Origin of the sequence: Enterococcus sp. OL5, from assembly GCF_006491895.1 — a bacterium.
Lineage (GTDB): Bacteria > Bacillota > Bacilli > Lactobacillales > Enterococcaceae > Enterococcus_D > Enterococcus_D innesii.
The window spans coordinates 288095-305441 of the sequence record NZ_VHIL01000002.1; the positions used below are offsets into that span (position 1 = coordinate 288095).

Sequence of the window (17347 nt, forward strand, 5' to 3'; positions counted from 1 at the left end):
AAAAGAAAAAAATTCCTCCTGCCAGATGGTACACTTAAGGCAACAATGTTTTAGAAGGTGAGGAAGAAGAATGTACGTAGGATTTGATATTGGCGGAACAAGTATTAAATATGGGGTTTTAGATGAAACCGGAGTGATCCTTGAAAAATCAGCGATCCCCACAAGTTATGAGCCAGCGCAGTTTTATCAGGATCTACTCACGATCATCGAAGATGCCCAGAGCCGCCACACGATTGATGGCATTGGGATCAGTGCCCCAGGGATCGTTCAAAAAGACGGGTTTATGTTAACGGCGGGCGCTATCAAATCGTTGTATGGTGAAAATTTTAAAGCAGTCTTGGAAGCGCGTACAGGATTGCCTGTGGCGGTGGAAAATGATGCCAATGCAGCAGCGATTGCTGAAAAATGGATCGGCAATGCGCAAGAGGCTGCCAACTATTTGTGTCTTGTCCTAGGCACTGGTGTAGGCGGTGGGATCGTGATCAATAACCAAGTCTACCGAGGTGCTCATGGCATGGCTGGTGAATTTGGCTGGATGGTGATTGATCAGCTACCAGAAGAAGGCAATATCGAGGAAAGTTCCATCAATAAAAAAACTGCCGTCGTGGGCGGCTTGATTCGCCTCTACAATTTAGCTGGCGCAGCAGTTCCTGGCTTTGAACCCACCCAAGACGCCAAAGAAATTTTTGACCGCGCGCAGCAAGGCGAAGCGTTGGCGCTGAAGCTGACGGACCAATTTCTATCGGATTTGTCTGTAGGGCTGATCAATTTGATTAGCTGTTTTGACCCAGAATTGGTGTTGATCGGCGGCGGCATCAGTGCCAATCCTTATTTCTGGGAACGCCTGCAGGCTCGCTTGACGATCACGGAAACACGGCATGAAGCGATCAATTATTTGCGCGGACAAACCATCGCACCTGTTCGTCCAGCGAAGCTAAAAAACGATGCTGGCTTGATCGGCGCAGTCTATCAGATCCACCAACAGCTGCACCGTTAAAAGTTCGGATATGCTATACTGGTGTAAATTGATTATCTAGGACAGCGAGGAACCAGCATGGCGCTTTTTGAACAATTAAACTTGAACAAGCTCTCTGCGGTAGAACAAGAAATCTACCGTTTTATCGTCAATCACTTAGAAAAGATCCCATATATGCGTGTGCGCGACATTGCCGATGATGCTCATGTCTCTTCGACTTCGGTCTTTCGTTTTATTCAAAAAGTCGGCTTTCAGTCGTTTCCAGAATTTCGCTTCTATATCAAAAATCATTTAGAAAAAGCCCATTTTGACGCGCATCCTGAACACTTAGGTTTAGAAGCGCGCATCAAAGGCTTGAATATGCAGATCTTCCACCCTGATGCGGAATACCAAATACGAAAACTTGCCGAAGCGATGCGGGATGCCGATTTGATCTTATTTATGGGGATGGGGGCATCCGGTGCGATCGCGCAATACGTTGCCCGCAAGCTAGCCAGTCTCGGTTACTTTAGTATCAGCATTGATGAGCTGACCTACCCAATCAAAAGCTTTTTGCGAAAAGATCAAAAAAATGTTTTGGTTTTTCTGAGTGTCTCTGGTGAAACCAAAGAACTGATCGAAGTCATTACTGGCTTAGAGAATCAGGCAATCGTGCAAAAATATTGCATTACCCCCAATCGGGAAAGTACGTTGGCACGCCTGTGCGATTATTCGATCGAGTATGCAATCAAAGAGGAACGCAAAGACATCTTTCTTGATTTGACTAGTCAATTGCCTTCAGTAGCGATTTTAGAAACACTGATCGGCTATTTGCAAGATTATCGTTCCAACCCTTGATGGTTCAGTTTACTGAACCATCTTTTTTGTAACACTGTGTTCCGGATGCGGAATTTTTTTCATTTCTTGAGAGATATGTACGGAATCCGTATCCGCTTACTTTCAGCCGCTTTCATTCGCTATAATGATGGCATCAATTAATGAAAGGTGTTATTATTATGCAAAAATTCAATGACCTGTTAGACCGCTCGTTGGTACCAATCGCAACAAAGTTGAACAATCAACGCCACGTAGCAGCGATCCGGGATGCGTTCATGCTGATTTTCCCACTGACCATCGCTTCTTCTCTCGTTATTTTGGTCAACAATATTTTATTTTCCAATGAAAGTTTCATCGTGCAATTATTTCAACTGAATCGGCTTTTCCCTAATCTGGAAAGTGCTCAGCAAGTCCTAGCTTCCGTGGCGAACGGGACCATCAACATCATGAGTTTATTCATTGCGTTTCTTGTTGCTCAGCTTTTAGCCAAGCATTTCCAAGCAGATGCTACGCTAGTTGGTTTGACAAGTGTCGCTGCCTTTATGATCTTGTACCCGACCTCCTTTGCAGTAGATGATGTCAATGTGATCTCTACACAATATTTAGGCGCCCAAGGGTTGTTCGTAGCTATGATCGTGGCTTGTTTGGTCGGTGAATTCTTACCGAAGCTTTTCAAGGTCAAACGATTGCAGATCAAAATGCCTGAAATGGTACCACCAGCTGTTTCCCGTTCCTTTTCTGGCATGATTCCGATCGTGATCATCGTGGCAGTCACTGCTTTGATCAATTTCTTAGTTTTAATGATTGCACCGGAAGGCATCAATGAACTGATTTACAATGGGATCCAAAGTCCATTGCGGGATCTGGGGGGCAATGTCGTCGGTGTCTTGATCTTGGCGTTCTTGCAAACTACGTTGTTTGCGATCGGGATCCATGGACCAAATACTTTGAATGCGGTTCGTTCAGCGATTTTTACCGAACAGGACCTAGCTAACCTAGATTTTATCAACCAGGGCGGCTCCTTGTGGGATGTTCCTTACAAAGAAACTTGGGGCGTTTTAAATGATATGTTCGCAAATATGGGCGGTACTGGTATGACATTAGGCTTGATCATTGCGATTTTTATCGCCTCAAAACGTCCCGAACAACGTGAGATCGCTAAAATGTCCTTAGTTCCAGGAATTTTCCAAATCAATGAACCGATGATCTTCGGTCTGCCGATCGTCTTGAATCCAATCATGATCATTCCGTTTATTTTAACGCCAATGGTCAATATTTTGGTGGGTTATTTTGTCACCGTTATCTGGCCGATCATACCGACCCCAGCGATTGGGGTACCATGGACGACCCCCGGAATCATTAATCTCTTTTTAGGAACTGGAGGAAATGCGATCGCTGCGGTTGTCGGTGTCGTTTGTCTTGCGATTTCGGTCTTGATCTATTTGCCATTCGTGATCGCCTCTAACCGTTCCCAAAAAGTAGAATTATAAGCAAACGAATGAGTCGAGGAGGAATGAAATTTATGTCCGCAAAAATGCCAAAAGATTTTTTATGGGGCGGCGCGATCGCTGCCCATCAAGCGGAAGGCGCTTGGAATGTTGCTGGTCGTGGAATGAGTACCGCCGATGTCATGACTGCCGGCGGCAACGGTATTCCCCGTAAAATCACCAAAGGCGTCATTGAAGGGGAATATTACCCGAACCATGAAGCCATTGACTTTTATCACCGCTACAAAGAAGATATCCAGTTATTCAAAGAACTGGGCTTGAAATGTCTACGGACATCGATTTCTTGGAGCCGGATCTATCCAACTGGAACAGAAGAAGAACCAAATGAAGCCGGTCTCCAATACTATGATGATCTTTTCGACGAATTGCAGGCAAATGGCATCGAACCCGTGATCACTTTGTCCCACTTTGAAATGCCCTACGCCCTCTATGAAGAATTTGGTGGGTTTGCTAACAAAGAAGTGATTCCCCTCTTTGTCAAATTCGCTAAGACTGTTTTTCAACGGTATCGTGACAAAGTGACGTATTGGATGACTTTCAATGAGATCAATAATCAAGCAGATGGGCAAGAGCCGCTGCACGTTTGGACCAATTCTGCCATGATCATCGAGGATGACAGTCAAAAAGAAGCACTCGTCTTTCAAGCGGGCGTCAATGAGTTGATTGCCAGTGCGGCAGCCGTGATCGAAGGCAAAAAAATCAATCCAGAGTTTCAGATTGGCTGTATGATGGCCTATGTCCCGGTCTACCCCTACTCTTGTGCGCCAGCTGATTTGATGGCATCCGTCAAAGCCAATGAACGGCGCTATTTTTACAGCGACGTCCACGTACGAGGCAAGATCCCAACCTATGTGCAAAAATATTGGGCAAAAAAAGGCATCACGATTGAGATCACGCCCGAGGAACAAGCGCTATTAAAAGCGGGAACCGTTGATTATATTGGGTTCAGCTATTACATGTCAGGAACGATCTCAACCCTTGATGAAGTGGCTGGCACACCAACTGAGGATATCCCGGGAGCAAAAATCGTGAGGAATCCTTATATCAGTGCTTCTGATTGGGGCTGGCCTATCGATCCAGTCGGGTTGCGCTATGTGTTAAATACGATCTATCAACGCTATGACTTGCCGCTATTTATCGTAGAAAATGGCTTTGGTGCTTACGATCAATTAACTGATGAGCAGCAAGTCCATGATGACTATCGCATCACTTACCTGAAAGAGCACATCGAACAGATGGAAAAAGCGGTGGTTGAAGATGGTGTACCGCTATTAGGTTATACGCCTTGGGGGATCATTGATATCGTCAGCTTCGGCAGTGGCGAAATGGAGAAACGCTATGGCATGATCTATGTCGACAAAGACAATACTGGCAAAGGAACCTTGAATCGTTTGAAAAAAGATTCCTTTGCGTGGTACCAACAAGTGATCGCCTCTAATGGTGAAACGCTCTAATTACTGCTTCCATGACTGACGTACAAAAACCGCCCCCTCGTTGCGCCATACTCCGTTTCACATTAGGAGCCTGGCAACGAGGGGGCGGTTTTCTTATTAAAGAGGGGCGCCATCGCGAGGATGGCTTTTCTTATCATCACTAAACACTACCTCGATGCTGTGGTACACTATAGCTATTCATTTACTTTTACGTTAAGGAGGAACTGAATGAAGCCGATATTTCGTCCGATCCAATCTCAAGATGATGCGCCCTTAGTCGCTATCATTCGCAAAAGCTTGACCGACCACCAGTTGGCGGTTCCAGGAACTGCCTATTTTGATCCCGAGTTAGACCACTTAAGTGAATTTTATGCAGCAGATCCTGCTAGCCGCCATTATTTTGTCGTCACCGATGAATCAGGGACCCTTTTAGGTGGCGGTGGTCTTGCCGCTTATGATTCAGAAGGGCAAATCGCCGAGCTGCAAAAATTTTATCTCAGTGATGCTGCCAAAGGGCAGCGTCTCAGCTATCCTCTGCTGGCGAAAATCGAGGCCAAAGCTTTTGAACTAGGCTATCGGCAACTCTATTTAGAATCCCATCATTCTTTAGAAGCAGCCTTGCATGTCTATCAAAAAGCCGGCTATCGCGCATTGCCCCAGCCACTATTGGCGGCACAGCATACCACGATGGATCGCTTTTATGTGAAAACACTCGTTGAAGAAAACGAATAGAACAGCAGCCATTCCTTGATCGCTAGGAATGGCTGCTTTTACGTTATCATTGTCCATAATAAGCATGTTCGCCATGCTTGCGGAAATAATGTTTATCCAGCAAATAATCAGCGATCGGTGTTCGATCCAAGGTCAAAGCTTCGGTACCTAATGCCATTTGTGCAACCTCTTCTAAAACAATACTAGTGCTGACCGCTTGTTCCGCAGATTGCCCCCAAGTAAAAGGACCGTGTCCCGCTGTGAGGACAGCTGGGCATGCAAGCGGATCTAATCCCCGCTTTTCAAACGTCTCGACAATGACTTTGCCGGTTTCTTTTTCATAGTCTGCCGTTACCTCAGAGGCCCGTAACGGTCGTGTACAAGGGACACTACCATAAAAAGTATCCGCATGCGTCGTTCCATATGCAGGAATGTCTCGCTGTGCTTGCGCCCATTTTACCGCATTTGTCGAATGCGTATGAACGATCGCTTTGACGCCTTCGAAGTGCTTATACAATAGCGCATGGGTTTTGATATCCGAGGAAGGCTTCAACGTCTTCGCCTCTTTCGGTGTTCCCGCTAAGTCGCAAACCACCATTGAATCAACCGTCATCGTCTGATAATCAACACCGCTGGGTTTAATGACGATGATCCCTAAATCTCGATCAATCTCACTGACATTTCCCCAAGTCAGCTTTACTAGCCCTTCCTCAGGCAGTCTCTTATTGGCTTGATAAACTCGCTCTTTCATCAATTGAAGCTGATTGATCAAGGTATCCGACCTCCTTTAGTTTTGGTAATAAAAATGCTTTGGCTTGTTCGATCTCCCCAATCGGGTCAGCGCTCGTCTCACTCCACATCTCGATGACAAAAGAACCGTTATAATTTAACCGCTTCAGCGTGCGTAAGCAGCCATCAAAATCAACACACCCAGTACCAAACGGTACTTCTTTAAACTTTCCTTGAAACTTATCTGAAACCGCCAATGTATCTTTCAAATGAATCTGGGTTATCTCGCAAATACCTTTTTCTAATTCATAACCGACATCATTTTCTGGCCAGGCAGACAGGTTCCCGACATCTGGATAGACTTGTAGATAGGGCGAAGGGATCTGCTCCTTGATCCGTAAATACTTTGAGATAGAATTTAGAAACGGATCATCCATGATCTCTAGTGACAAAACGACTCCCTTTTCAGATGCCCTAGCGACGGCTTCTTTTAGATTGGCAATGAACCATTCTCGGCTACAAAGACTTTTTTCCTCATAGTACACATCGTATCCGGCTAATTGGATGCAGCGAATACCCAAATCTGAAGCCAGGTCGATGGCTTTTTCCATCAGATGCATCGCGTGCTTGCGCTTTTTTTCATTGATCGAACCGAAGGGAAACCGCCGATGTCCACTGAGACATAAAGACAAGATTTTGATCCCCGAGGCATAGATTGCCTCGACGATCTCTTTACGCTGTGCTTGGTTCCACTCTAGGCGTGCCAAGCGCTCATCGGATTCATCGATGGACATTTCAATGAAGTCGAAACCTCGGTCTTTGACAAACTGCAATCGTTCCGACCAAGAGAGAGCTTTGGGTGTTGCTTTTTCATATAGACCAATCAAACTCATGGAAAACTACCCCCAAATCCGTAAAATCTCTTGTTTGAAATCAACTGCTGCTTGTTGCGGATCGTCAGCGGCAGTGATGCCTCTTCCTGTGATAAAGGTATACACATCAATGCCAGCAAACAGAGCCAACGTCTCGACGCTCAATCCTCCCGTGACTGACACTCGAAACCCCATATCGATCAATTTACGGACTTTCGTTAAATCTTTTTCTCCCCATGTTTCACCAGCTAACAGTGCGTCACGACTTTGATGATAGATAGCTTGTGAGATGCCGGCATCTAGCCACTGCTGTGCTTGCTGGTAGGTCCAGTCACCATATAATTCTACTTGGATCTCAGCAATTTCTTTTGCCGCTGCCTTCATTGTTGGGATCGTTGCTGCACAAATCACGGTCATATAATCCGCGCCAGCTTGCTGGCAGTTTTTGGCGACCGTCCCACCGGCATCGGCACATTTTGTGTCTGCTACGATCAACTTTTCCGGATACATTGCTCGGAAGCAGCGTAGGACCTGTGCTCCTTCTTGCAACAATAAAATAGTCCCTGCTTCAATAATATCCACCACATCGCCAACTTTTTTGATATCAGCCAGTGCACCAGCTAAATCGGAGTGATCGCAAGCGATCTGCAGTTTTGGTATACTCATGAAATTCCCCTCTCTTTTGTTCGATCATCTTTTTGTTCTTGTCACATCCTGATGCACTACTCCTTCGAAAGCCCCGCTTCTCTGACCCGCTCAATAATTTCTTTGGGGGACATCACATTTCTGACCCCGATCACTGTTACGCCCTTTTCTTTGGCTTTATCGAACATATTGACAAAGTTCATTGGCGTAAAGACCACATCGTAATTCTTGGCGGTGCTTTTGCCTTCAGAAATCGCGCAATGATGAATAGAGGTGATCGTAATCCCTTCTGACTTCAAAGCTTTTTCGACACTCCGCATCATCATCAAACTTGTTCCTGATCCATTTGCACAAGATACCAATACTCTCATCTTCTTTTCCTCCTAAGAATTCATTATTTTTGTTTTTCTACATACGCATCATAATCATCTACGATCAAGAAATACCCTTCTGGATCTCTGCGGTACTGCAACTGTGGAATCACTAATAAGATCACCACTACAAGAACCACACCAATGATGCCTAAGAATTTCATCAATACTGTAAAGAATGGCCAGACGGTCGCCCAGTCGAACATCCCAAGATAGCCGCCATATTGAGATAATCCTACCCAAGTAGCGATCAAGGCCGAACCACCGATCTGAATAATGCCTGATAAGAATGGGAAAAGACAAGCCGCCTTGATGCCCCCACGGTTGTTGGCAAAAACAGCGATCGCAGCATTATCAAAGAACAGTGGGATAAACCCGGCAATCACGATCGTTGGTGAACGGAACAAAATCAGTAAAGCGATCATTAAGAATTGTCCTAGTGCACCGAATAAAAAGCCCACCGTCACAGCATTTGGTGAACCAAAGGCAAAGGTTGCGGCGATATCGATCCCCGGAACAGCACCTGGTAAAATCGTATTCGAAATTCCTTGGAATGACTCGGTCAATTCGGAAACGAAGGTGCGAACACCTAATTGAAGAATTGCTAAATAGACGGCAAACATTAGTGAAGTTTGTAAAATATAAAATAAGAAACTTTGTCCTTCTACCATAAATCCTGCTGTTATTAAATAATCTTGTCCAAGCGTTACTAAAATGATACCGAAGAAAAAGAGCATCAAAATCGAAGTCGATACCATGTTTTCATTAAAGACCGATAAAAAACCCGGTAGTTCGACATCTTCTAATTTCCGGTTGGATTTGTTCTTTTTAAACCGTTCCGCAAGTCGTGCAAAGAAGTAAACACCAAACATCTGTTGATGAGCAATCGCAAAACCAGCACCTTCCGTCAAATCTTGACAGATGCCAACGGTCAAATTGGACCCAACCGCCCAATAGCAGCCTAAGATCAAGCCCATGACAAGTAAGACTTCGATTCGACCCAAGTCTGGGAAACAGAATAGCAGCAGCCAAAAGGCCGTTGCGGCTTGCTGTACTTGCACATTTCCAGTAATGAAGACGGCCCGCAGCTTCGTATATTTTTTGAAGCGAACGAGTAAGATATTAAAAACAAAGGCAATCAATAATAAGAGCATCGTGTCACCAAAGGTGCGTCCAAATCGTTCTTCAATGCCGGCGGTGATCGCATTTTGACCAAAATACGGGTCAGTGACCATCGCATCTAATTCAAAACGCTCCTTAAGCCCCACCAGGATCGGACGGAAATTATTGACCAATCCACCAGAGCCAATCGTCAAAATCAAGTAACCAACGGTGGCTTTTAAGAAACCTGCAATACATTCAACAAACGGCCGTTTCAATAGTAAGTAACCAATCAGTACAATAAAACCGATCAAAAAAGCTGGCTGCATCAAAATATTCTGAGCAAAGTAATCCCAGCATCTCAATAAGAAATCTCCTACCATTTCCATCTAATCCCTGCTTTCTTTTTGGTCATATTTCTCCATCACCGCTTCAAAATCTGCCATCGTTTTTACACCTAGTAAATCTTCCACCAGCCCATCTTCCATCAGCATCTCGGATAAACTAGCGATATTGTTCATATGTGCTTCAGCGTTTTTGGCAGCGAGCATAAAGAACAACTGCGCCTCTTTGTCGGGGTCATCATCTTGAAATGAAACGGGGGCTGGAAAAATCGTCAATCCGATCCCCGTTCCTAAGACGCCTTTGCTTTCTGCTGAAGAATGGGGCATGGCTACTTTGGGAATGATCACAATATAAGGACCGTATTGATGAACATCCCGAATGACATCTTCAATGTACTGATCCGTGATCAACGCCTTTTGCTTTAATCCTTCGCCACTCGCCCAGATAGCGGCTTCCCAATCTTCGGGCTGTTCATGATTGATCGCAACCAACTCATTTTCATAAAAATAACGCAGCATTACCTTTGCTCCTTTCAAATTTGGCTTTTGCAGCATCCCCCCTTCTTTTATAAAAAAGAAGGGAATGGCGTATCATTATCGACCGAAAATACATCTTTGAAACCTCGATAGAAATTAAATTCAAGATCATCTTTATTCGTTGGGTAGGTAAATTTGCCGCCAACTTGCCAAATGTACGGTTTAAACTCATAGTTCAAACGATCTTTTTTAAACTTCCAAATCTCAGTGATCTCCTTTGGATCAGCCATAAAATTGGACCAGATATCATAGTGTACAGGTATCACTACTTTGGCATTGAGGGATTCTGCCATCCGCAACATATCGACTGAAGTAACCTTGTCGGTGATGCCCCGCGGGTTTTCGCCATATGCACCTAAGCAAACATCGATCTTGTACTGATTTCCATGCTTGGCAAATACATTCGAATAATGAGAATCTCCAGCGTGATAAATCGCCCCACCGGAAGTCTCAAACAAGTAATTGACTGCGATACGATCCATGTCCTGTGGCATTTTTCCTTTCAAGCTAGTATCCGGATCTTCACAAGTAATCAGAGCGGTTCGATCGAATGCTTCTAAAGCGACGATTTTCACCTGCCCAATGGTCACTTCATCCCCTGGTTTGACCACGATGGTTTTTTCTTCTGGTATTCCCCATTTCAACCAAGTTGCAACGACTTCATGGGGACCGACGAATTTTGCTTCTGGACAATTTTGATGGACTGCAGCTGCGGTATTGATGTCTAAATGATCGGAATGAATATGGGTCACCACTAACGCATCCACTCCTTTGATTTCAAATGGATCGATCACAAAGGGCTGCGTCCGTAAGTTAGGCTGCATTTCCTGTACACCACTCATCCGCATCATTTGATGGCCTTTTTTCATTTGCCCATTACCATGGCTACGCTTGCCAGTGCCGCACCAAAGGTCGCATAAAATGTTGGTTCCTTCCGCACTCTTTAACCAAATACCCGTACAGCCTAGCCACCACATGGAAACTGTGCCTTCTTTCACAAGTTCACTTTCGATCTCCTCGTTTAAATAGGTTCCCCATTCTGGAAACGTATTTAACAGCCAACTCTCTTTCGAAACATCATTTACGTGTACCATATTTGTTCCTCCCTTGCTTATTTACACCTTGATTCTAACATATAGAAAAACGCTTTCAATCAAGTTTTATGTTAATTTATCTTATTATATGTTAATTTACCGAGAAATAAATGTGATTATTTAATATATATGGTAATGTTTCTGTGATATGTTAAAATGAGTTCGAAAGCAGAAACGATAAAAAAATGGCAGTTTCTAAACGACAGCTGTGCGATTTTCCCGCGAATTCGTGAGAAAGAGACACGTGATTTTGCTGCACAGGATAATTGCAAGCTAGACAAATGATAGAAGACAATAATAGAAAAAAGCGCATGTGAGGAGGAAGTATCGTGAAACGTTCCAATGAAGAAGTGAGGCAAAGAAGAAAACAATTGATCGATTTGATAAAAGCATCTGGTCTTTCTGATGTGAGGACCCTCAGTCATCAGTTGGGAGTATCAGAGATGACGATCCGCAGAGACTGTACTGTCCTCAGTGAGATGGGTCAGATCAAACAAACCCACGGAAAAATCGAATACTGTGAAGCTTATGAAGATGAAGCGCATCCCACCGACTCGATCGAGTACATCAAAGATCGACTGGCCAAAGAAGCGGCTCGCCAAGTAAAAGATGGCGATACCCTTTTCGTCAATACGAGTACCAGTGCGGCTCAAACGTTGCGCCATCTCACAGACAAACGAATCAGTTTGCTGACGAACAACACGAGTGTGATCCAAATGGAACACCATCCAAAATCAACGATTGTTTTAAGTGGCGGCGAAATACGTTACCCTAAAGCGGCATTGTCAGGAGACATCGCCGTGGAGTCATTTTCTCACGTTCGTTCTGATGTTACGATCATTGGCTGTAGTGGGTTAGATTTACAGACCGGCATTTCCACTTCAGTGATCCACGAAGCCAAAGTCAATGCGAAAATCATCGAAAATTCTGGCAAGTTGATCGTTATCGCGGATTATCGCAAAATCGGTAAGCAATCCAATTTTACGATTGGCGCAATTGCGGCTATCGATCTGCTGATCACCGATCATTATTCTGATCCCAAAGTCATCGATTTGATTGAGCAACAAGGTGTTCAAGTCATCCAAGTACCCGTCTAACCTTCTTTGCCGCTAAAAAAAGCCCGACAGTTGATCTGAAAAGTCACGCCTTGCTGCCTCTTCCAACAGAAACAGCAAAGCGTGCCCTTCGATCAACCGTCGTGGCTTTTTTCGTTAAACAATCGTGCGCTTCAAACGTGCTTTATGGGTCGTGCCTCTTGTGAATTAGAGCCGCAGCAACCAAATCAATGCAACAGCACCAACGGTTTGGACAGCACCAACGGAAAGACCATAGAATAAAAAGCGCGGGCCTTCTTTTAAAAACTTGCGGAAATCCAAGCGCAAACCAATGGCTGCCAACGCCGTCGTTTCAAACCACGTACTGATAAAATGAGCGCCCTCATTCAACCAGCTAGGCAGCGGCAAGAAGCTGTTCAAGATACAGATGGTCAAGAAGCCCAACACATACCAAGGGATCGGCAGCCGCAGCTTGCCTTTGGCTTTGGTTTTGGTGGGGGTCTTTGTCGTCATTCGTTCAAAAACAATGACGACGACTGCCAACATGATGATGCGCGCGATTTTAAAGAGCATCGCGTATTTGACGGTGTCGGCATCAATCAAACTAGCCCCCGCCACGACTTGTCCGACGGATTGCAGCGTGCCACCAAGTAAGGCGCTTTTTTGCAACAGATCATCGCCGTATAAGGCCAAGCCTAAAAACGGCAGCGTCAGCATCATCACTGTTCCTAAAAGATTGACCAAGGTGATGATCTGCCCTTTTTCTTCATCATCGGCATCAATGGCTGGTGCGATCGCCGCAATCGCAGAGGACCCGCAGACAGCGTTGCCGCCTGCCATCATCAGGCTCATCTTTTGATTAAAGCCCATTTTTTTCCCTATCAAATAAGCAGCGGTAATGACCAAACTCATCATCAGCAAAATAAAGAGAAAGCCCCGAAGGCCCATTTCACTGATGGTCTGGAAAGTGACGGTAAAGCCCAGCAAAACCACCGAATATTCCAAGAGCCGACTTTCCGCAACCTTCGTCCCGACTTGATAGCGTTCTTGCTTGAACAATGTATTTCCTAAAATGATTCCTAATAAAATTGCAAGGGTTGCTCCCCCTAATTTTGGCACAGCCAAAGCCATGATTCGGGCGATGACGGCTACCGAAAAGGACAGGAACAAACCGGGAAGTATCAAAGCTGTTTGTCGTTGCTTCATTGCTTTCATCCTTTCATATAACATCCATTATACACAGATTGACCGATCAGTAGGATTTATTGGTATAATAGTTATGATTGAATTTTCTAATGGAAGGGATTGCAATGCTAAAATTACTGGAGACCTTTAAGATGGTCTATGAAACGAAAAATTTTTCGAAAGCTGCCGAACTGCTGTTTATTTCGCAGCCCACGGTTTCTGCTCAAATCAAGCAGTTGGAACAAGACCTGGATACACCGCTTTTTTTACGCAATGGTCGCAAAAACGTGATCGCCACGCCCCAAGCAGAGTACCTTTACGAAAAGGCACTGAATTTATTGGATGAGTGGTCGACAATCGCCAGCGAGATCCATACCAACACACAGCATCAAAGTCACTGTGCCCTAGGCATCTCTCATACCTATGCGATGGCGTTGATGCCTGACTTGATGATTGCTTTATACAACGCCTTTCCCACGGTGCGTTTTCGGGTATCGATGATGAACTCCGCTGAAGTCTTAACAGCGCTTGAACAACATCAACTAGATTTAGGGATCATTGAAAAACCCTTATCTGCACCAAGTATTTTGCGTTTCCCGATTTTGAAAGATCAGCTCGTCTTAGCCGGTGATCCCCAAGCCGGTCCTTGGCTCGTCCGTGAAGCGAGTTCTGGTGTCTACTATTACACTAAACGCTATCTGGAGGAACAGAATATTCAAGGACCGATCATTGAGATCGCCAGCAATGAATTGATCGTCGCTTTGCTGAAACAAGGCTTTGGCTGTTCGATCCTTTCCAAACGAGCCGCCCACGGCATTGGCTATCAACTGCTGGATAAAAACTTTGAGCGCCAATTTTACCTCATCCAGCGCAAAGTAGTCACAGAACCAGCCATCGAGGGATTGCGAACCTTCATTCAGGAGTGGTCGCAAAACGATCCCTCACAGGTGGCAAGCGTATAAAAACAAACTGATTTTTTTGGGGGAACCACCGCCTCGTGGGATTTCTTAACCTTTTCTTACGATTACGCTTCCTCGCTGCCGATCTGGTCCGTTTGATTGTTTCTTAAGAAATTTGTGCTAAAATGAAGAGTACTGGCTATGGGCTCTAATGTTCCCCTTTTTGAGGAGAGCTTAGACCACCCTTTGACTACTTTTGCAGTTCGTGAAGCAAACCAGTAAGAAAGGATCTTGAAATGAACGAACAAATCAAGAACAAATTAGCGCTGCTTCCTGATCAACCTGGTTGTTATTTAATGAAAGATAAAAATAACAAAATCATCTATGTTGGGAAAGCCAAAATTTTAAAAAATCGTGTCCGTTCGTATTTTACCGGCAGTCACGATACGAAAACCGAACGGCTCGTTCAAGAAATCAATGATTTTGAGTACGTCGTTACCGAATCAAATACGGAAGCCTTGCTGCTGGAAATCAATTTGATTCAAAAAAATAAACCAAAATACAATATCATGTTAAAGGACGACAAGTCGTATCCTTTTATTAAAGTGACTAAAGAGCGCTATCCGCGTCTGATCATCACTCGTAAAGTTTTAAAAGACGGGGCTTTATATTTTGGCCCTTATCCTGATGCACGAGCAGCCAACGAAACCAAACGGGTGCTGGATCGCCTCTTTCCTTTGCGAAAATGCGGTCCTTCTCAAAAGCGGCCTTGTCTTTATTATCATTTGGGTCAATGTGTCTGTCCTTATGTCAACAATGTAGACCCTAAGGATTATCAGAAGATCGTGGATCAAGTCAAACACTTTTTCCATGGCGGTCATGTCGATATTTTGAAAGATCTGAAAGATAAGATGGGCGAAGCCATTGAAACGTTAGAGTTTGAGCGAGCGGCTGAGCTGCGGGATCAGATCCAAGCGATCGATACCGTCATGACGCGACAAAAAATGACCCTGACCGATCTAATGGACCGTGATGTCTTTGGCTACAGTGTCGACAAAGGCTGGATGTGTGTCCAAGTCTTCTTTATCCGTCAAGGAAAGCTGATCGAACGAGAAGTCTCTTTGTTTCCTTTCTACAATGAAGCGGATGAGGATTTCTTGACCTTCGTCGGCCAGTTTTACCAAAAGAATGAACACTTCATTCCCAAAGAAGTCTTTGTTCCGCAAAATGTCGATGCTGCCCCATTAGAAGCGCTGCTGGAAACCAAAGTCCTGCAGCCCCAACGAGGCGACAAAAAGAAATTAGTCGATTTGGCCAATAAAAATGCCCGCATCGCCTTGGCACAAAAATTTGCGTTGATCGAGCGTACTGAAGAACGGACGATCGGTGCAGTGGATCGTCTAGGCGAAGCCATGGGGATCGCGACACCTTATCGGATCGAAGCCTTCGATAACTCCCACATCATGGGGACCGATCCGGTTTCTGCAATGGTGGTTTTTGTCGACGGTAAGCCGTTTAAAGATGATTATCGGAAATATAAGATTCGTACTGCACAAGGCGGCGACGATTATGGCTCTATGCAAGAAGTCATCTATCGCCGATACTCTCGTGTCCTAAAAGAAAACCTGCCTTTTCCTGATCTGATCATCATCGATGGTGGGAAAGCCCAAGTCGGTGCCGCCCAAGAAGTGCTGCATAACCAGCTAGGTTTAGATATTCCTGTTGCCGGTTTAGTGAAGAACAACAAACACAAAACCAGCGAGTTGATTTTCGGGGAATTTTTAGATCCGATCCAGCTGGAACGCAATTCTGTGGAATTCTTTTTGCTGCAACGGATCCAAGATGAGGTCCATCGTTTTGCGATCACCTTCCATCGCCAACTGCGCAGCAAAAACAGCTTTTCTTCCAAACTGGATGAAATTCCTGGCTTAGGACCAAAACGCAAGCAACAGCTGATGAAAACCTTCAAGTCGTTAAAAAACATCCAAGCAGCTTCCGTGGAAGAGATCCAGCAAGCTGGCATCCCCAAAGCCGTTGCGGAAACTATCTTAGCCAAACTAGGTGATCAAAACCAACCCACTTCTTAAGTCAAAACAAAAACGCTCCATAGCCAACAGTAGCTATGAAGCGTTTTTTCGTTGAAGAAGCATTTTGTAAGCCGTTACTTTTTGCGGTGCTGTAACAGATCAGGCTTCATGTCTAACATGGAATAGCCACGAACATCATACCGATTGCGGCTGCAGGAATAGTCCACTGGACGTCCCGATTCTAAATAGATGATCTGTTCTAATTCCAATACTGGATCATCTGCTTGGCACGCTAAATAGGTTTGATCGTATTCATCACTTTTGGCAGCCTGAAAGGTCCGATAAGCACCAGCAAATTTGTAGCCTAAATCTTGCAGTAGATAGTCATAGACGGATTCTTCCAAGATCTCTTTCGTCAAACCGCTGACCAGATCCAACGGCATATAGGAATGCTCGAGTATGTATGGATTGCCTTCTAAGATCCGCAAACGGATCACATGATAGATTGGTTGTTCGGCAGTGATCTGAAGCATCTCTTGAATTCTTGTTGTAGGAAAACAGACTTCAAAGGTGATGACTTGGCTAGTCAACGTCCGTTTTTCTTGTTTCATCTGATAGCTCAGGCCTTTGTATTCTGTCACCGATGAGGTATCTTTTCCCCAAAAGGAATGATTCAAAACTTTGGTCCCTAAGCCGCGCTTTGTCAGCAGCAAGCCTTCCATAATCAGGATATTCACCGCATTTTTAATCGTCATTCGGCTGACGCCAAACTCTTCCACTAACTCTGTTTGATAAGGTAAAAGACTGTCTTTCGGATAAGTTCCATCCTTGATTCTTTTACGCAGAACATCTGCGATCTCCATATATTTGGGCATTTTGCCACCTCCAAAACGTGTGTTGTATTGTATTGATTGAAAAACGAGAAAAGAACCGGCCAAACGAAAAGAGTGTCATCACACCACTGCACCTTCCAATGAAGCAGTGTGATAAGGGGTATTGCACTCTGATCGCGGCCGGATAAGGTCTATTACGTTTGGCGCTTGT

General features: G+C 44.7%; 17 protein-coding genes. 8 read left to right on the forward strand and 9 right to left on the reverse strand.

The features are described from left to right. The first annotated feature begins 70 nt into the window (after positions 1-70). The 5 genes from FJU10_RS03900 (at position 71) to FJU10_RS03920 (ending at position 5465) form a co-directional block, all read left to right on the forward strand. Complete coding sequence (locus FJU10_RS03900) at positions 71-997, forward strand: ROK family protein (RefSeq protein ID WP_140965209.1); 927 nt, start codon at positions 71-73, stop codon at positions 995-997. 57 nt (positions 998-1054) lie between these two features. Further along, positions 1055-1813: a MurR/RpiR family transcriptional regulator gene (locus FJU10_RS03905; protein WP_081117684.1), complete on the forward strand. Its 759-nt coding sequence runs from the start codon at positions 1055-1057 to the stop codon at positions 1811-1813. A 158-nt stretch (positions 1814-1971) separates the two neighbouring features. Next, positions 1972-3282, forward strand: coding sequence for a PTS sugar transporter subunit IIC (locus FJU10_RS03910; RefSeq protein WP_140965210.1), 1311 nt, complete (start codon positions 1972-1974; stop codon positions 3280-3282). 32 nt (positions 3283-3314) lie between these two features. Continuing rightward, positions 3315-4754 (forward strand): 6-phospho-beta-glucosidase, encoded by a 1440-nt coding sequence (locus tag FJU10_RS03915; protein WP_140965211.1) that lies wholly within the window; start codon positions 3315-3317, stop codon positions 4752-4754. Between the two features lie 207 nt (positions 4755-4961). Next, complete coding sequence (locus FJU10_RS03920; protein WP_140965212.1) at positions 4962-5465, forward strand: GNAT family N-acetyltransferase; 504 nt, start codon at positions 4962-4964, stop codon at positions 5463-5465. A 46-nt stretch (positions 5466-5511) separates the two neighbouring features. Here the strand turns inward: FJU10_RS03920 and araD are convergent, their stop codons facing one another. The 7 genes from araD to ulaG are packed head-to-tail and all read right to left on the reverse strand — an operon-like array spanning position 5512 to position 11137. Further along, the gene (araD, locus tag FJU10_RS03925) at positions 5512-6195 is read right to left on the reverse strand and encodes an L-ribulose-5-phosphate 4-epimerase AraD (protein WP_140965243.1); all 684 of its coding nucleotides are present in this window, start codon (positions 6193-6195) and stop codon (positions 5512-5514) included. Then, on the reverse strand, positions 6167-7066 hold the full coding sequence (locus tag FJU10_RS03930) for an L-ribulose-5-phosphate 3-epimerase (RefSeq protein ID WP_140965213.1): 900 nt from the start codon (positions 7064-7066) through the stop codon (positions 6167-6169). The genes araD and FJU10_RS03930 overlap by 29 nt, the downstream gene beginning before the upstream one ends. A 6-nt stretch (positions 7067-7072) precedes the next feature. Then, the gene (locus FJU10_RS03935; protein ID WP_010748564.1) at positions 7073-7711 is read right to left on the reverse strand and encodes a 3-keto-L-gulonate-6-phosphate decarboxylase UlaD; all 639 of its coding nucleotides are present in this window, start codon (positions 7709-7711) and stop codon (positions 7073-7075) included. Positions 7712-7767: 56 nt separating this feature from the next. Then, positions 7768-8061: a PTS sugar transporter subunit IIB gene (locus FJU10_RS03940; RefSeq protein ID WP_008376531.1), complete on the reverse strand. Its 294-nt coding sequence runs from the start codon at positions 8059-8061 to the stop codon at positions 7768-7770. A 23-nt stretch (positions 8062-8084) separates the two neighbouring features. Then, entirely contained in the window at positions 8085-9551 is a 1467-nt protein-coding gene (locus FJU10_RS03945) for a PTS ascorbate transporter subunit IIC (RefSeq protein WP_140965214.1), read from the reverse strand. Further along, positions 9552-10025: a PTS sugar transporter subunit IIA gene (locus tag FJU10_RS03950; protein WP_081117734.1), complete on the reverse strand. Its 474-nt coding sequence runs from the start codon at positions 10023-10025 to the stop codon at positions 9552-9554. A 47-nt stretch (positions 10026-10072) separates the two neighbouring features. Next, positions 10073-11137, reverse strand: a complete 1065-nt coding sequence (gene ulaG, locus FJU10_RS03955) for an L-ascorbate 6-phosphate lactonase (RefSeq protein WP_074934297.1) — start codon at positions 11135-11137, stop codon at positions 10073-10075. A gap of 329 nt (positions 11138-11466) precedes the next feature. Here ulaG and FJU10_RS03960 point away from each other — a divergent pair, with 329 nt between their 5' ends. Continuing rightward, the gene (locus FJU10_RS03960) at positions 11467-12234 is read left to right on the forward strand and encodes a DeoR/GlpR family DNA-binding transcription regulator (RefSeq protein WP_081117676.1); all 768 of its coding nucleotides are present in this window, start codon (positions 11467-11469) and stop codon (positions 12232-12234) included. 165 nt (positions 12235-12399) lie between these two features. Here FJU10_RS03960 and FJU10_RS03965 read toward each other — a convergent pair whose 3' ends face one another. Beyond that, a complete protein-coding gene (locus FJU10_RS03965) occupies positions 12400-13422 on the reverse strand; it encodes a YeiH family protein (RefSeq protein WP_060791641.1) in 1023 nt (340 codons plus the stop codon). A 65-nt stretch (positions 13423-13487) separates the two neighbouring features. Between FJU10_RS03965 and FJU10_RS03970 the strand changes: the two genes are divergently transcribed. Together FJU10_RS03970 and uvrC are read left to right on the forward strand one after the other, a co-directional pair. Further along, entirely contained in the window at positions 13488-14339 is an 852-nt protein-coding gene (locus tag FJU10_RS03970) for a LysR family transcriptional regulator (protein WP_140965215.1), read from the forward strand. A 233-nt stretch (positions 14340-14572) separates the two neighbouring features. After that, positions 14573-16363 carry an excinuclease ABC subunit UvrC gene (gene uvrC, locus FJU10_RS03975; protein WP_140965216.1) on the forward strand — a complete coding sequence of 597 codons (1791 nt, stop codon included), beginning with the start codon at positions 14573-14575 and terminating at the stop codon, positions 16361-16363. 74 nt (positions 16364-16437) lie between these two features. Here uvrC and FJU10_RS03980 read toward each other — a convergent pair whose 3' ends face one another. Then, complete coding sequence (locus FJU10_RS03980) at positions 16438-17178, reverse strand: GntR family transcriptional regulator (protein WP_008376546.1); 741 nt, start codon at positions 17176-17178, stop codon at positions 16438-16440. Between the last annotated feature and the right edge of the window lie 169 nt (positions 17179-17347).

Coding starts and splice junctions, on each gene's coding strand:
- FJU10_RS03950 (WP_081117734.1), bottom strand. CDS start 10,025: ATGCTGCGTTATTTTTATGAAAATGAGTTGGTTGCGATCAATCATGAA.
- FJU10_RS03915 (WP_140965211.1), top strand. CDS start 3,315: ATGTCCGCAAAAATGCCAAAAGATTTTTTATGGGGCGGCGCGATCGCT.
- FJU10_RS03970 (WP_140965215.1), top strand. CDS start 13,488: ATGGAAGGGATTGCAATGCTAAAATTACTGGAGACCTTTAAGATGGTC.
- ulaG (WP_074934297.1), bottom strand. CDS start 11,137: ATGGTACACGTAAATGATGTTTCGAAAGAGAGTTGGCTGTTAAATACG.
- araD (WP_140965243.1), bottom strand. CDS start 6,195: ATGAAAGAGCGAGTTTATCAAGCCAATAAGAGACTGCCTGAGGAAGGG.
- FJU10_RS03900 (WP_140965209.1), top strand. CDS start 71: ATGTACGTAGGATTTGATATTGGCGGAACAAGTATTAAATATGGGGTT.
- FJU10_RS03910 (WP_140965210.1), top strand. CDS start 1,972: ATGCAAAAATTCAATGACCTGTTAGACCGCTCGTTGGTACCAATCGCA.
- FJU10_RS03930 (WP_140965213.1), bottom strand. CDS start 7,066: ATGAGTTTGATTGGTCTATATGAAAAAGCAACACCCAAAGCTCTCTCT.
- FJU10_RS03935 (WP_010748564.1), bottom strand. CDS start 7,711: ATGAGTATACCAAAACTGCAGATCGCTTGCGATCACTCCGATTTAGCT.
- uvrC (WP_140965216.1), top strand. CDS start 14,573: ATGAACGAACAAATCAAGAACAAATTAGCGCTGCTTCCTGATCAACCT.
- FJU10_RS03980 (WP_008376546.1), bottom strand. CDS start 17,178: ATGCCCAAATATATGGAGATCGCAGATGTTCTGCGTAAAAGAATCAAG.
- FJU10_RS03965 (WP_060791641.1), bottom strand. CDS start 13,422: ATGTTATATGAAAGGATGAAAGCAATGAAGCAACGACAAACAGCTTTG.
- FJU10_RS03945 (WP_140965214.1), bottom strand. CDS start 9,551: ATGGAAATGGTAGGAGATTTCTTATTGAGATGCTGGGATTACTTTGCT.
- FJU10_RS03920 (WP_140965212.1), top strand. CDS start 4,962: ATGAAGCCGATATTTCGTCCGATCCAATCTCAAGATGATGCGCCCTTA.
- FJU10_RS03905 (WP_081117684.1), top strand. CDS start 1,055: ATGGCGCTTTTTGAACAATTAAACTTGAACAAGCTCTCTGCGGTAGAA.
- FJU10_RS03940 (WP_008376531.1), bottom strand. CDS start 8,061: ATGAGAGTATTGGTATCTTGTGCAAATGGATCAGGAACAAGTTTGATG.